Raw genomic sequence first — 14,351 nt, 5'->3', positions numbered from 1 at the left:
CCTGGAGGCCGACCGCTGGGACCGCCGCCCGCATCAGCTCTCCGGGGGCCAGTGCCAGCGCGTCGCGATCGCCCGCGCGCTGGCGACCTCGCCCCGCCTGCTGGTCGCCGACGAGCCCCTGAGCGGCCTGGACCCCGACCTGAGGCAGCGGATGATCGAGCTGTTCCGCTCCGTCCTCGCGGACCCGCGCGACGGGGCCGCGACCCGCCGGACCGGCCTGCTGATGGTCTCCCACGACCTCGAGTCCGTCCTGGCCCTCTGCGACCGCGCGGTCGTGGTGGACGCGGGCCGCATCGTCGAGGACCGGCCGGTCCTGGAGCTGTTCCGCGCCCCCTCCTCCGCGGCCGGCGCGCGGCTGCTGAGCACCGCCGCGGGGAAGGCCGCGGCCCATGCGTAGGCGGGCGGCCGCACCCCGCACGGTCGGCTGGAGCGTCGTGTCCGCCCAGGCCGCGGCCAACCTCGGGTTCTTCGCCGTGGTGCCGTTCCTGGCCGACCACCTCGCGAGCGGGATGGGGCTGTCGGCGGCGCTGGTCGGCGTCGTCCTCGGCGCCCGCACCGCCGCGCAGCAGGGGCTCTTCGTGGTCGGCGGCGCCCTCGCGGACCGCTTCGGGCCGCGCGCGCTCGGCCTGGCCGGGTGCGGGGTCCGCGTCGTCGGCTTCGTCCTGCTCGGGACGGGGCAGAGCCTGCCCGCCCTCCTCGCGGCCGCCGTCCTCACCGGCCTCGGCGGGGCCCTGTTCTCGCCCGCCTTCGAGGCGACCCTCAGCCGGGCCGCCGGGGAGGACCGCGAGGGGCCCGGCCGGCGCGCGTGGTTCGCCCGCTTCGCCGCGGTGGGGGAGGTCGGGGCGCTGCTCGGGCCGGCCCTGGGCGGGCTGCTGCTGGGCGCCTCCTTCCTCGCCGTGTGCCTGCTCAGCGCCGGGCTGTTCCTGGCGCTCGGGGTGCTCCTGGGCCTGGCCATGCCCCGCCGCGCGGCCCTCGGGCGCCCCACCGGGAGCTGGCGGCCGATGCTCGCCGACCGGCGCTTCCTCGCCTTCGCGGCCCTCTACGCCGGGTGCCTGTTCACCTGGAACCAGCTCTACTTCGCGATGCCGCTCGAGCTCTCCGCGAGTACCGGGGCGGTGACCGCCACGGCCGTGATGTTCGCCGCCGCCTCGCTCGCGGTCGCGACGCTGCAGATCCCCGTGACCCGCTGGATCGGCGCCTGCCCGCTCGCCGCGGTCATCCCGCTCGGCTTCCTCGTCATGGCGGCCTCGATGCTCGCGGTGCCCGCCGCCCGCGCCCTGGGCGCACCCCCGGCCGCGGCCGTCGTCGCCGCGGCGCTCGTGCTCGTGGCGGGGCACATGATCGCCGCGCCCACCGCGCTCGCCGCCGTCGCCGAGCTCGCCGGCGGGAACCCGCCCGGCGCCTGCCACGGCCTGCTCGCCACGTGCGGGGGGATCGCGGTGCTCGCTGGCAACGCCCTGATCGGCCCGCTCCTGGACCCGGGGCCCGACGGCGTCCCGGCGACCGGCTGGCTCGCGCTCGCCGCGGTGCCGGCCGCCGGAGCCATCGGCCTGCGCCTCCTGCTCTCCCGAGACCACTCCCACCCCGCGGATCCCGCCCCCGAGGGGGCCGGCGCCGCCACCGGAAAGGAACCCCATGACAACCCAGCACGTCGTTAGGCGACGCACCCTCCTCACCGCCCTGGCCAGCGCGCCCCTGCTGGTGGGCCTCAGCGCCTGCGCGGGCGGCTCGCAGGGCGCCGGGACCGCGGACGCGACGGGCCGCATCAAGCTCGCGATGCTCCAGCCCCCGCGCAGCGCCCTGACCCCCTTCAGCGACGACGCCTTCAAGCTCTCCCGCTGGTCCGCCGCCGAGCCCCTGATCCTGCTCGACGAGAACGGCGACCCGGAGCCCCTCCTGGCCACCTCGTGGGAGCAGACCGACGGGAACACCTGGCGCTTCACGCTGCGCGACGGGGTGACCTTCCACGACGGCGCGCTCCTCGACGCCGCGGCCGTCGTCACCGCCCTGCGCGCCGCGATCGCCGCCTCGCCCAAGCCGCGCATCCTGGACGGCGTCGAGATGGAGGTCGAGGAGCTGGACCCGCAGACCGTGCAGGTGCGCACCGCCGACGTCGACCCCCTGGTCCCCGGCCGCCTCTCCAGCCCGCAGCTGGTCATCCTGAGCCCGGAGGCCTACGCCGGATCCACCGTGAGCCCGATCGGCCGCGGCACCGGGGCCTTCGAGCTGACCGAGCTCAACGGCACCACCTCGGCGACGCTCCAGCGCTACGAGGACTACTGGGGCGAGCGCGCCGCGGCGGACGGGATCGACGTAAGCTTCGTGCCCGACGGCACCGCCCGCGGCGCGGCCCTGCGCACCGGCGAGGCCCAGCTGGTCGAGGCCGTCCCGGTCTCGCAGGTGGCCCTCCTGGACCAGGAGCTGATCCACGAGGTGCCCATGCCGCGCACCAACACCCTGTACCTCAACGTCACCTCGGAGACCTTCTCGGACCCCGCCCTGCGCGCGGTGGTGCGCGAGGCGGTGGACCGCGAGGGTCTGGTGGAGAGCGTCTACGAGGGCCACGCCGACGTCGCCGCGGGCCTGCTGGGCCCGGCCGTCCCGTGGGCCGCGGAGCTGCGCGAGACCCCCTCCTACCGGGCGGCGGGGACGCCCTCCGGGCAGTCGATCACGATCGGCACGTTCACCGACCGCTCGGAGCTTCCCGAGGTGGCCGTGGCCCTGGAGAACGCGCTGAAGGAGCGCGGCTTCGAGGTCCGGCAGGACATCCGCGAGTACGCCAACATCGAGGAGGACGCGCTCGCCGGGGCGTTCGACATCTTCATCCTCTCCCGCGCGACCATCCTCGACTCCGGGGACCCGGTGGCCTACATGGTCTCCGACTTCAGCTCGGAGGGCTCCTTCAACCTCTCCCAGATCCAGGACCCCGCGGTGGACGAGGCCCTGCGTCGCGCCTCCGAGGCGCCCGTGGGCGAGGAGCGCCGCCGCGCCATCATGGCCGCCGAGCGCGTCATCCTGGAGACCGACGCCGCGATCCCGCTGCTGCACGAGCGCGTCATCCAGGGCGAGGCCACCGGCCTGTCCGGCGCCGTCCGCGACCCGCGCGAGCGCGCCCTGGTCGACTCCGCCACCCGCCTCGAGAGCTGAGCGATGCGCCGTTCCCTCGTCCCGGCGGCCTCCCGGCTGCTGACCGCGGCGGCCGTGGTGTGCTTCGTCGGCATGCTGCCCTTCCTCTCGGGCCAGGACCCCGCGACCGCGGTGCTGCGCGCCCGCTCCTCGGAGCAGCTCATGACCCAGGAAGCGCTCGACGCCGTCCGCCGGGACCTCGGCCTCGGCGAGACGGCCTGGCAGACCCTCGGCCTGTGGTTCGGCCGGCTCCTGCACGGGGACCTCGGCACGTCGTGGGTCTCCGGGGCGCCCGTGGGCCCCTCCATCCTCTCCGCGCTGGGGGTCTCGCTGCTGCTCATGGGCGTCGCGATCCTCGTGGCGCTCGTGATCGCGGTGCTCGTGTGCCTCGGCCCGGCACGGGCCGGGATGCGCGGGCGGCCCGCCGCGGGCTCGGGCGCGCTCAGCGCGGCGCTGACCGCGCTGCCCGAGTTCCTGCTCGGCGCGGTCCTGCTCATCCTGCTCTCGGTGTGGCTGGGGATCCTGCCCCCGTACGGGTGGGGCTCGCCGGTGCACGTGGTGCTGCCGGCCCTGGCCATGGGCGTCCCGGCGGGCGGGCTGCTGGGCCGCCTGCTGGCCGAGGCCATCACCACGGCCTACCGCGAGCCGTGGGTCCAGACCTGGATCATGTCCGGCTGGGGCCGCGGGGAGATCCTGCGGGGCGTGCTGCGGCGCGCGGTCCCCGCCGTGCTGCCCCAGATGGGGCTGATCATGGTCGGGCTGACGGGCGGCGCGGTCGCGGTCGAGCAGATCTTCACGGTGCCGGGGCTCGGGCGCACGGCGCTCGGGGCGGCGTCGAGCAGCGACCTGCCGATGCTGCAGGCCAGCGTGATCGTCCTGCTGGTCGTGGGCGTGCTGGCCGGATCCGGCAGCCGGGTGCTGAGCCGGTGGCTGCTGGGGCCCGCGCTGGCCGCCCAGGCGATGACGTCGGGGCGGCGGGCCGCGGTGCTGCGGCGCGGCTGGTGGGTCGTGCCCGCGGTGTGCGCGGCCGTCCTGGTCGCGGTGATCGCGCTGGGCGCGCCCTGGACGCCTACGGCGCGGACCTGCCGCGGCTCGCCGCGCCGGGTGCCGAGGGCACGGGCGGCGGGACGGCCGCGCTGGGGGCCGACGCCTCCGGCCGCGACGTCCTGGCGCGCGTGGGTCAGGGCGCGCTGACCACGATCCTGCTGGCCCTGGTCGCCGTGCTGGTCTGCTGGGCGATCGGGATGCTCGCCGGCACCGTGCCGGCTCTGAGCGCGGGGCCCTTCGAGGCCGCCAACGCCGTGCCCCCGGTCCTCGCCGGCATGGTCGTGGCCGCCCTGATGGGCCCGAGCGCGCAGGGGGCGGTGATCGCGGTGCTCGCCGTCTCGTGGGCCCCGCTGGCCGCCCACGCGGCGTCGCTGGTCGAGGAGGCCAACGCGACCGCCTACTCGCGGATGGCCCCGCTGCTGGGGGTCTCCAGGCCGCGGCTGGTGCTGACCAAGCTGCTGCCCGGCGTCGCGGGCCCGGTGTTCCGGCACGCGATGCTGCGCCTGCCCGGCACCGCCCTGGCGCTCGCGGCGCTGGGCTTCCTGGGGCTGGGGCCGCAGCCGCCGACGCCGGACTGGGGCCTGCTGCTCAACGAGGGCATCGACTACATTGAGCGCGCCCCGTGGGTCGCGGCGGCGCCGATGCTCGCCCTGATCGCGCTGTCGGTCCTGGCGGTCTCGCTGTCCTCGCGGAGGGCGTGAGCCGGGCCGCGAGCCGGCCCGCGGACTCGGTCCCGGCACGCGCTCGGGCGGGGTCGCAGCCCGGCTCCCGGCCTGCGGCGGGCCGTTCTCACCCCTCCCGCGGCGGCCCCACCGACTCCCGCTCGACCAGCGGCATCGGCACCAGCGTCGCGGCGTCCGGCACGGGCTCCTCGCCCTCGAGCAGCATCCGCACGCCCAGGCTGCCCATCTCCCGGTAGGGCAGCCGCATCGTGGTCAGGGCGGGGTGCAGGTAGGTCGCCAGCTGCTCGTCGTCGAAGGACATGACCGCGACGTCGTCCGGGACCCGCAGCCCGCCCTCCTGCAGGGCCTGGTACGCGCCGAAGGCGACCCGGTCGTTGGCCGCGAGGATCGCCGTGAACGACGCCGCCCGCTCCAGCAGCCGCCGCGTCCCCCGGTAGCCCAGCTCGGGCTCCCACTCGTGCCCCTCGACCTCGTCGGCGAACCGCAGGCCCGCGGCGGCCAGGGCGGCGTCGATCCCCGCGTAGCGCTGGGGGATGGTGGCCGAGAGGTAGGGGTCGTAGACCCTCGGGGAGCGGCCGATGAAGGCGATGCGCCGGTGCCCGGCCTCCAGGAGGCGGCGGACGGCGGCCTGCCCGGCGTCGTGCTCGGCGGGCAGGATCGAGGGCAGCCCCGCGGAGGTGCCGTTGACCAGCAGGGCCCGCTTCCCCCGCGGCAGGGCGGGCAGGTCCACCCGGCGCGCGCTCATCAGGCCGAACAGGAGGCCGTCGACGCGGCGCTCCAGCATCGAGTCCACCACCTTCTCGAGGCGCTCCGGGTGCTCGCCCACCTCGGCCATGAGGATCGTGTAGCCGCGCTCCTCGGCGGCGTCGAGGGCGCCGCGGATCATCGCCGAGGCGTAGCGGGTCACCGTGACGTCGTCGGAGATGAAGGCCAGCGAGCGGGTCTTGCCGGTGCGGAGGCTGCGGGCCGTGGGGTCGGGGGAGTAGTTCAGCCGTTCCGCGGCCTCGCGGACCCGGGCGGCGGCCTCCTCCGAGATCCTCGTGTTCTCGCGCCCGTTGAGCACGAGGCTGACCGTGGTGACCGACAGCCCCGCCTCGCGGGCGACGTCGGCCTGGGTGGCCCTCTTGTTCATTCCGTTCCTCCGGCACGTCGTGCCATGCCGCGCGGGGGTTCCGCGCGTCTCCCACACTCTAGCGGCCCCCGGGACGCCCACGTGACGGGTGACACCCGCGCAAATCGGTGCTACCGTACCTGCTAAGTCGATTTATCAGCGACCAGAGGCCTCAGCGCGGAGCCTCATCCCAGAACATCAAGGAGCGGCAACGTGGCCCTTTCCTCTACGACCTTCAAGAACCCCTCGTACCTGCAGAGCTCGTTGACGCTGCTGCTGTTCTTCGCCTCGTGGGGCGTGTGGTGGTCCTTCTTCCAGATCTGGCTCACCGACCCCGACTCGGGACTGGGCCTCAACGGCTCGCAGGTCGGCACCATCTACTCGGTCAACTCGGCCGGCACCCTGATCATCATGCTGCTCTACGGCACGCTGCAGGACCGGCTTCGGATCAAGCGGCACCTGGTGGTCTTCGCCTCGGCGATCATGACGCTGATCGGGCCGTTCGCGATCTGGGTCTACCGGCCGCTGCTCGAGAGCTCCTTCCTGCTCGGCGTCGTCGCGGGCGCCGTCGTCCTCTCGGCCGGGTTCATGGCCGCCGCGGGCCTGCTCGAGGCGTTCTCCGAGCGCCTGAGCCGCACCTTCAACTACGAGTACGGCCAGGCCCGCATGTGGGGTTCGTTCGGCTACGCCGTCGTCGCGCTGGTCGCGGGCTTCCTGTTCACCGTCAACCCGGCGCTGAACTTCTGGCTCGGCTCGGTCTTCGGCCTGCTCTGCCTGCTGGTGCTGCTGTTCTGGAAGAGCCCGGCCGTGCCCCGGGACCACGCCACCACGGTGGACCCGACCAAGGCCGAGAACACCCCCGGCCTGCGCGAGATGGCCGGCGTGCTGCGCTCCCCGGCCCTGTGGGCCATGATCGTCTTCGTCCTGCTGTCCTGGACCTTCTACACCGTCTTCGACCAGCAGATGTTCCCCGAGTTCTACACCCTGCTCTTCGACTCGCCCGAGCGCGGGCAGCAGGTCTACGGCGTGCTGAACTCGGTGCAGGTCTTCCTCGAGGCGATCATGCTGGGCCTGGTGCCCCTGCTGATGCACCGGATCGGGGTCAAGAACACCCTGATGCTCGGCATGCTCGTGATGTTCCTGCGCATCCTCGGCTGCGCCGTCTTCGACGACCCGGTCGTCATCTCCTTCGTCAAGATGTTCCACGCCCCCGAGGTCGCGCTGTGCATACTGCCGGTCTTCCGGTACTTCACCCTGCACTTCAACCCGGCGCTGTCGGCGACGATGTACATGGTGGGGTTCCAGGTCGCCTCGCAGGTCGGCAACATCATCCTGTCCCCGATGCTCGGCGCCCTGCGCGACGGCATCGGCTACCAGCCCACGTTCTTCGTGATCTCCGGGATCGTGCTGATCGCCGGGATCTACGGGCTGCTCGTCCTCAAGAGGGACGACCAGTACGTCCACGGCGACCCGTTCGTCCGCCGCGGCGCCACCGCCGCCCCGTCCAAGGAAAAGGAAGAGGTCTAGAGATGACCGAGCAGACCGTCTCGCTGAACCTGCCCGAGCAGCTCCGTCTGGCCGAGGAGGCCAACGCCGAGCTCCGCCGCGGCCGCAAGGACCGCTGGTACCCGAGCTTCCACATCGCGGCCCCGGCCGGGTGGATCAACGACCCCAACGGCCTTAGCTTCTTCCGGGGCCGGTACCAGGTCTACTTCCAGCACAACCCGGCCAGCGCGCAGCACCACATGATGCACTGGGGCCACGTGTCCAGCGAGGACCTGGTGACCTGGCGCCGCGAGCCCATCGCGCTGGCGCCCACGCTGGAGGCGGACCGCGACGGCGTGTTCTCCGGCTCGGCCGTGGTCGGCGACGACGGGCTGCTCTACGCCTTCTACACCGGCCACCGCTGGCGCAACGGCGTCAACGAGGACGAGGGGAACCTCCAGGTCCAGTGCCTGGCCGTCTCCGAGGACGGCGTGACCTTCGAGAAGCGCGGCGTCGTCGTCGAGGGTCCCGAGGACTTGCTGCACTTCCGCGACCCCAAGGTCTGGCGTTCGGGCGGGACCTGGTGGATGGTCTTCGGCGCCTGCTCGGCGGAGAACCGCGGCGAGGTCTGGCTGTACCGCTCGGAGAACCTGCTCGACTGGGAGTTCGACCGGATCCTCTTCCGCGACCCGGACCCCGAGGCCTTCATGCTCGAGTGCCCGGACATGTTCCCGCTCGGGGACAAGTGGGTCATCCTGTACTGCCCCATGGGGCCCAGCAGGGACGGCTTCCGGGCGCGGAACACGCACAACGCCGGGTACGTCGTCGGGGAGTGGGAGCCGGGCGGGGACTTCCGCCAGCTCACCGACTACCGCCTCGTGGACTGGGGGCACCAGTTCTACGCGCCGCAGACCTTCGAGGCCCCGGACGGCCGGCGCATCGCCTTCGGCTGGATGGGCTCCTTCGAGATCCCCGTGGCCACCCAGGCCGAGGACGCGTGGTGCGGCCAGCTGACCGTCCCCCGCGAGCTGACCCTCGACGCCGACCTGCGGCTGCGCAACCGGCCGGTCGCGGAGGTCGAGCGCCTGCGCGCCGACTCCCGCGAGCTCGGCGCCTTCGAGGTGGCCCTGAACGACGACGTCGTCCTCCTCGACGACGCCGCGGCCTACGAGATCGAGCTCGAGGTGGACCTCGCGCGGACCACCTCCGAGCGGGTCGCGCTCAAGCTGGGCCTGACGCCGGACGGCAGTCACACGATGGTCGCCTACGACGACCTCATCGGCCGCGTCGTGGTGGACCGCCACGCCGCCGCGCACGGGGACCGCGGCTACCGCGGCGCCCCGTACCCGGGCGGGGACCGGCTCGCGCTGCGGGTCCTGGTGGACCGCGGCTCGGTCGAGGTCTTCGTGAACGGCGGCGCCGAGTCCGTCACCTCCTTCGCGTTCCCGGCCGAGGGGCCGCGCGCGGCGGTGCTGAGCTCGGAGTCCGGGACCATCGCGGTGGAGTCGCTGACGGTGCACCGGCTGCGCTCGGCCTGGGCCGAGGACTGAGCGCGGCGGGGCCCGCCCTCTCGGGGGAGGGGCGGGCCCGAGTCGCTCGCGTTCTCGGTCCGTGACGTCATCTCATCCTGACGCGACCGGGTGTGTGCCGAGACGGCGTCCACAGGTGCACCGGTTCGGGGCGCACCGGGGGATGGCCTCGGTAGGCTCGCGACCATGAGCCATCCGACCGGCGCGTGGACCGTCGAATACGACGACCGTGGGCGCTTCGAACGTTTCTTCCGAGGGCTCGGCGAGTACGAGCAGGCCGTGCTCGTCGCCGCCGTGCAGAACGTCTTGGAACCCTTGGGGACGGACATGTGCAGAAGCGAGTGGGGCAAGCCGTTGGGCGGCGGCCTGTACGAGTTCCGGGTGCGGCGTTCCCTGCGCACGCTGCTGCGCGAATTCGCACCCCAGGAGGCGGGTCGATTCGACGATGTCGGCGATCGTCCCGTGCTCCTTCGCGTCTTCTGCACGTTCCACGGTCGTCGGGTCATCCTGCTCCTGGGCGGGTACGACAAGAACAGGGACCCCTCGAAGCGGCGCCAGGAGCGGGGGATCAAGGCCGCACGACGGGAATTGGCGCAGTGGAAACGCCGAGGGTGACCGCCACCCACTTGACCGGTTATGTTTTAAAGCACATAATTCAAGGGTAAGCGGCAGAAGGGATTCCACCATGGGCACTCGTCAGTTCAACGATCTGGCCTCCGAGGCGCAGGCGGGCTGGTCCGACGACGCCCGCGTGGTGCACCGCGCCGCCGCCGAGTCGTACCGTGCCGAGCTCGAGGCTCGGCAGGAGCTGGGAAGGCAGCTCGCCGGCGTCCGGGGGAGCCGCCGCATGACGCAGCCCGCGCTGGCGGAGGCGGCGGGCGTCCAGCAGGCGGAGATCAGCCGTATCGAGAGGGGGCGCGCCAACCCCACGTACGCGACCCTGCACCGGCTCGCGGCCGCCCTCGGCGTCACGCTCACGTTCGCCCCGGCCGCCCCCTCGATCTCAGAGGACTGACCGGGGCCTTCCTTCCGCGTCCCGGTGAGACGGGCTTCCCGCCCATCGTGCCTCACCGCCCCGAGGGGGTGAGCTCCTCGACCAGCCGGGCCGCCTCGACCTCCCGGCACGCGGCGAATCCCTTCCCGGCCCAAAGGTTCAGGCGCTCCGGATCCCCGGCGGCGTCGGCCTCGGCGCGCATCCGCGCGGTCAGGTAGTGGATCTGAGGGTAGAGGCGCGGGGCCTCGGCGGAGTGGCGCCGGGCGAATCCGTTCCGGATGGTGCGCGCCTCCCGCCCGGAGAAGGCCCTGGTCAGCATCGTCTCCCGGTCCGTCAGCTCCAAGAGCGCCCGGCGGTGGGTGGCCTTGGTGCCGGCCTCGCGCGCGGTCAGGAACAGCGTCCCGACCTGGGCGGCGCGGGCCCCCGCGCGCAGGAGGCGGGCGACGTCGTCGGACCCGGCGACCCCGCCCCCGGCGACGATCGGGCGGTCGGTGATCCCGCGAGCATAGGCGGTCAGAGCGGCCGCGTCCTCCGACGAGTCGTCGTCGACGCCGAGCACGCTCGCCCGGTGGCCGCCCGCCGCGATGCCCTGGATCCCGACGACGTCGGCCCCCGAGGCGGCGATCGCGCGGATGCCGGGTCGGCTGGTCGCGTACAGGACGACCGCCTTGCCGGCCTCCTGCAGGCGGCGGATCGTCGCCGCGTCGGGGTGGCCGAAGGTGAAGGACACACAGGAGGCCGAGGACCGGAGGATCAGCTCCAGCTTCTCCTCGTAGTGGTCCGCCGACCAGCGGGGCTCGGGAGGGAACACCTCCGGGGCATATGCCTCCTCGGAGATGAGTCGCTCGCGGTAGGCCGCGTAGGCTGCCTCGACCGGGGTCGCGGACTCAGTCTCGGTCGCGAACTTGGTCCTGGACGCAGCGTCGGTCCCGGTCCCGGCCTCGATCCCGGTCCCCGTCCCCGCCTCCGGCCGCCCGTCCCCCTCCGGGACGAACACGTTGACCCCGTACGGTGCCCCGGTGAGCCCCTCGACGGCGTCGACGGCCGCGCCGAGGGCCTCCGGGGCGAGGTAGCCGCCGGCCAGGAAGCCCAGGCCCCCGGCCTCGCCCACCGCCGCGCACAGCTCCGGCGTCGAGGGACCGCCCGCCATGGGCGCGAGGACGACGGGGCGCCGGCCGAAGATCGCTTGCGCACGGTCGATGGTCATGGGTTCCTCCGGGGGGGGGCAGATGGGCGGTCGTCCTCCCAGCCTAGGGCGCGCCGCGCGGCCCGGCGGGTCGGACCGGCGCCAGAGGGTCGGATCGGTGCCGGAGGGCCGGATCAGCACCAAAGGGCCGGATCGGTGCCGGGGGTCGGACCGGCAGGAGGGGCGGGCCGACGATCCACCACGCTCGTCACCCCCACGCACCCGCTTGCTATGGTGTGAATCACCAGCACCCGCACCAGCACCCGCGCCCACGCGAAGGAGTCGAGCCCCATGCGCGCAGCCCGCTACCACGCCAACCACGACATCCGCATCGAGGAGATCGAGGCGCCGGAGGCAGGACCCGGCGAGGTCCTCATCGACGTCGCCTGGTGCGGCATCTGCGGCACCGACCTGCACGAATACCTGGACGGTCCCATCTTCGTCCCGGAGGCCGGGCACCCCCACCCGATCTCCGGCGAGTCCGCCCCCGTCACCCTCGGCCACGAGATGAGCGGGACCGTGGCGGCGCTGGGCGAGGGCGTGGAGGACCTCGAGGTCGGCCAGAAGGTCGTGGTCGAGCCGTACATCATCCGCGAGGAGAACGAGGGCGACGAGAACTACCAGCTCAGCCCGGACATGAACTTCATCGGCCTCGGCGGCGGGGGCGGCGGCCTGGGAGAGAAGATCGCCGTCAAGCGCCACTGGGTGCACCCGATCGCGGACTCGGTCGCGCTGGACGAGGCCGCCCTGATCGAGCCGCTCTCGGTGGCCCACCACGCGTTCGTGCGCTCCGGCGCCACGGCGGGCGACGTCGCGATCATCGGCGGCGCCGGGCCCATCGGCATCCTGACGGCCGCCGTCCTGAAGGCCGAGGGCCTGACCGTGATCGTCAGCGAGATCTCCGAGCTGCGGCGGCGGAAGGCCCTGGAGACCGGCGTCGCCGACCACGCGATCAGCCCGCGGGAGGTCGACGTCGTGGAGAAGGTCCGCGAGCTGACCGGCGGGCGCGGCGCGGACGTCGGCTTCGAGTGCAGCTCGGTCGACGTCGTGCTGGACATGCTGCTCGATGCCGTGCGCCCGGCCGGCGTGATCGTCAACGTCTCGATCTGGGGCCACGAGCCCAAGGTCGCCCTCCACAAGCTGGTCATGAAGGAGATCGATCTGCGGGGCACGATCGGCTACTCCCACGACCACCCCGCCACCATCAGGCTCGTCGAGGAGGGGAAGGTGGACCTGAAGCCGTTCATCACCGGAAGGATCGGTCTGGAGGGCCTCGTCGACGAGGGCTTCGAGACCCTCATCCACCGCAACGAGACGGCCGTGAAGATCCTGGTCTCGCCGTCGGGCCGGGGCCTCGGGGAGTAACCTGCGGTCCCCCCGGCCTGTCCCTTGCCCGGCCGGGGGAGTGAGTATACGGTCCGTCATATAGCCGCCGGCATCGACGAGGAACGGGGGACACCGTGAGCGCCCAGACCGATCGCAGGGTCCAGGAGATCATTGAGGACGTCGCGGACCCGGGCCGCTCGGCTCCGGATCACTTCTGCGACCGCCACGACCCCGCGCTGACCGCCTTCCTCGTCTCCTGGCCCGGCCGCCGGGCGGCCGAGCACAGCTTCGGGGAGCTGGCGGAGCGCTCGCGGCGCGTCGCCAGCTACCTCGCGGAGCTCGGCGTCGGCGAGGGGGACCGGGTCGCCACGCTCATGCGGCGCTCCTTCGACCTGCCCGTCGTCGTCCTGGCCGCCTGGCGGCTGGGCGCCGTCTACGCCCCGGTCTTCACCGCCCTGGCCTCGGAGTCGGTCGGGGAGCGCCTGCGCCGCTCCGGCGCGAAGGTCGTGATCGCCGACCCCGAGCTCGCCGGGCACGTCCCGGAGGGGGAGTGGGCGGTCGTGCTCAGCGGCTCGGAGGGCGCCGGCGAGGCGCCCGCGCTCGAGGTCGAGGCGGAGCGCCTCGAGCCGTGGGAGGGGGCGGCGCCCACGGGCCCGGACGTGCCGCTGGTGCACCTCTTCACCTCGGGGACCACGGGCGAGCCGAAGTCGGTGGTGCACACCAAGCGGCACGCGGCCGGCTGGCAGAGCTTCCTGGAGCACGGCCTGGCGCTTCGCTCCGGGAGCGTCTACTGGTCGGCGGTGGACCCGGGCTGGTCCCTCGGGCTGTACACGGCCCTGCTGGCGCCGATGCTGGCGGGGCGCTCGAGCATCCTCACCGGGGGCCGGTTCGACGCCGGGTCCTCCTGGGACGTGCTCTCCGACCTCAGGGTCACCGACTTCCTGGCCGCCCCGACGACCCTGCGGGCCATGCGCAACTCCCCGGACAAGCGCATGGTGCGCCACCTGGACCGGATGTCCAGCGCCGGGGAGGCCGTGACGCCCGGGCTGTTCGAATGGGCCGAGGACCTGGGGACCCCGGTGCACGAGAACTACGGGCAGACCGAGACCGGCCTGTGCGTGGGCTTCCCCCACGACCCCGAGCTCGGCATCCCGCTCGAGCAGGGCGTGATGGGGCGGCCCCTGCCCGGCTGGTCGATCACGGTGCTGCGCATGGACGAGGACGACGTCGCGCCCGAGGGGGAGATCGGCCGCCTGGCCATCGACATCGCCGCGAGCCCGTTCATGACCTTCGCGGGGTACGGGGAGGAGCGGGACCCGGATCACGACCGGTTCACCGCCGACGGCGCGTACTACCTGACCACCGACCTCGCCATCCGCGGGGGCGGCGGGGCCCTCCGATTCGCCGCTCGCGGCGAGGACGCCATCCTGACCTCGGGCTACCGGCTCAGCCCCGTGGAGATCGAGAACTCGCTGATGAGCCACCCGGCGGTGCGCCGGGCCGCGGTGGTCGGGGACGAGGACCGCGACCGGGGCGAGATCGTCCACGCCTACGTGGTGCTCGAGGAGGACCACGAGCCGGGCCGGGAGAAGGCCGAGGAGCTGCAGCGCTGGGTCAAGGGGAACTACGGCTCGCACGCCTTCCCGCGCCGCGTCAGCTTCGTGGACGAGATCCCCACGACCGCCAACGGCAAGGTCCAGCGCTCGGCGCTGCGCCGGCGTCGACGGGGGTAGGCGGCCCGCCCGGGGCCGACGCCGGTGCCGACGCCGCGTGTCACGCCCGCCGCCCGACGCCGTGCCACGGGCGGCCCACCCGCCGTCGCGCGCCCGCCCGCCGCGGCGCGCGCCGACGGCCCGCCGCCGCA

At 73.7% G+C, this 14,351-nt stretch carries 13 protein-coding genes; 11 read left to right on the top strand and 2 right to left on the bottom strand.

The features are described 5' to 3' along the window. The 5 genes from NBM05_RS11820 to NBM05_RS11800 all read left to right on the top strand — a co-directional run. On the top strand, positions 1-397 hold a 397-nt coding region (locus NBM05_RS11820), incomplete at its 5' end, for an ATP-binding cassette domain-containing protein (protein WP_254167649.1). Next, on the top strand, positions 390-1,658 hold the full coding sequence (locus NBM05_RS11815; RefSeq protein WP_254167647.1) for an MFS transporter: 1,269 nt from the start codon (positions 390-392) through the stop codon (positions 1,656-1,658). The genes NBM05_RS11820 and NBM05_RS11815, both read left to right, overlap by 8 nt. Continuing rightward, positions 1,636-3,147: an ABC transporter substrate-binding protein gene (locus tag NBM05_RS11810; RefSeq protein ID WP_254167645.1), complete on the top strand. Its 1,512-nt coding sequence runs from the start codon at positions 1,636-1,638 to the stop codon at positions 3,145-3,147. The genes NBM05_RS11815 and NBM05_RS11810 overlap by 23 nt, the downstream gene beginning before the upstream one ends. A gap of 3 nt (positions 3,148-3,150) precedes the next feature. After that, a complete protein-coding gene (locus NBM05_RS11805) occupies positions 3,151-4,320 on the top strand; it encodes an ABC transporter permease (RefSeq protein WP_254167643.1) in 1,170 nt (389 codons plus the stop codon). Continuing rightward, positions 4,302-4,874: an ABC transporter permease subunit gene (locus NBM05_RS11800; RefSeq protein ID WP_254167641.1), complete on the top strand. Its 573-nt coding sequence runs from the start codon at positions 4,302-4,304 to the stop codon at positions 4,872-4,874. The genes NBM05_RS11805 and NBM05_RS11800 overlap by 19 nt, the downstream gene beginning before the upstream one ends. Before the next feature lie 88 nt (positions 4,875-4,962). On the opposite strand, the gene NBM05_RS11795 is transcribed toward NBM05_RS11800, so the two are convergent. Next, positions 4,963-5,988 (bottom strand): LacI family DNA-binding transcriptional regulator, encoded by a 1,026-nt coding sequence (locus NBM05_RS11795; protein WP_254167639.1) that lies wholly within the window; start codon positions 5,986-5,988, stop codon positions 4,963-4,965. A 192-nt stretch (positions 5,989-6,180) separates the two neighbouring features. On the opposite strand from NBM05_RS11795, the gene NBM05_RS11790 reads away from it, so the two are divergent. The 4 genes from NBM05_RS11790 (at position 6,181) to NBM05_RS11775 (ending at position 9,996) form a co-directional block, all read left to right on the top strand. Further along, positions 6,181-7,494 carry an MFS transporter gene (locus NBM05_RS11790; protein WP_254167637.1) on the top strand — a complete coding sequence of 438 codons (1,314 nt, stop codon included), beginning with the start codon at positions 6,181-6,183 and terminating at the stop codon, positions 7,492-7,494. A 2-nt stretch (positions 7,495-7,496) separates the two neighbouring features. Then, complete coding sequence (locus tag NBM05_RS11785; protein WP_254167635.1) at positions 7,497-9,002, top strand: glycoside hydrolase family 32 protein; 1,506 nt, start codon at positions 7,497-7,499, stop codon at positions 9,000-9,002. A 165-nt stretch (positions 9,003-9,167) separates the two neighbouring features. Next, a complete protein-coding gene (locus tag NBM05_RS11780) occupies positions 9,168-9,596 on the top strand; it encodes a hypothetical protein (RefSeq protein ID WP_254167633.1) in 429 nt (142 codons plus the stop codon). Positions 9,597-9,666: 70 nt separating this feature from the next. Beyond that, positions 9,667-9,996 (top strand): helix-turn-helix domain-containing protein, encoded by a 330-nt coding sequence (locus NBM05_RS11775; RefSeq protein ID WP_254167631.1) that lies wholly within the window; start codon positions 9,667-9,669, stop codon positions 9,994-9,996. 52 nt (positions 9,997-10,048) lie between these two features. Here NBM05_RS11775 and NBM05_RS11770 read toward each other — a convergent pair whose 3' ends face one another. Beyond that, positions 10,049-11,182, bottom strand: coding sequence for a nitronate monooxygenase (locus NBM05_RS11770; protein ID WP_254167629.1), 1,134 nt, complete (start codon positions 11,180-11,182; stop codon positions 10,049-10,051). A 270-nt stretch (positions 11,183-11,452) separates the two neighbouring features. Between NBM05_RS11770 and NBM05_RS11765 the strand changes: the two genes are divergently transcribed. Together NBM05_RS11765 and NBM05_RS11760 are read left to right on the top strand one after the other, a co-directional pair. Then, entirely contained in the window at positions 11,453-12,526 is a 1,074-nt protein-coding gene (locus NBM05_RS11765) for a 2,3-butanediol dehydrogenase (protein ID WP_254167627.1), read from the top strand. A gap of 95 nt (positions 12,527-12,621) precedes the next feature. Then, on the top strand, positions 12,622-14,220 hold the full coding sequence (locus tag NBM05_RS11760) for an AMP-binding protein (protein WP_254167625.1): 1,599 nt from the start codon (positions 12,622-12,624) through the stop codon (positions 14,218-14,220). Positions 14,221-14,351: the final 131 nt, after the last annotated feature.

The organism is Rothia santali (genome assembly GCF_024199905.1).
Classification (GTDB): Bacteria; Actinomycetota; Actinomycetes; order Actinomycetales; family Micrococcaceae; genus Rothia; species Rothia santali.
The sequence above is the reverse complement of the archived record's forward strand: the minus strand, read 5'-3'. Positions and strand labels throughout refer to the sequence as shown.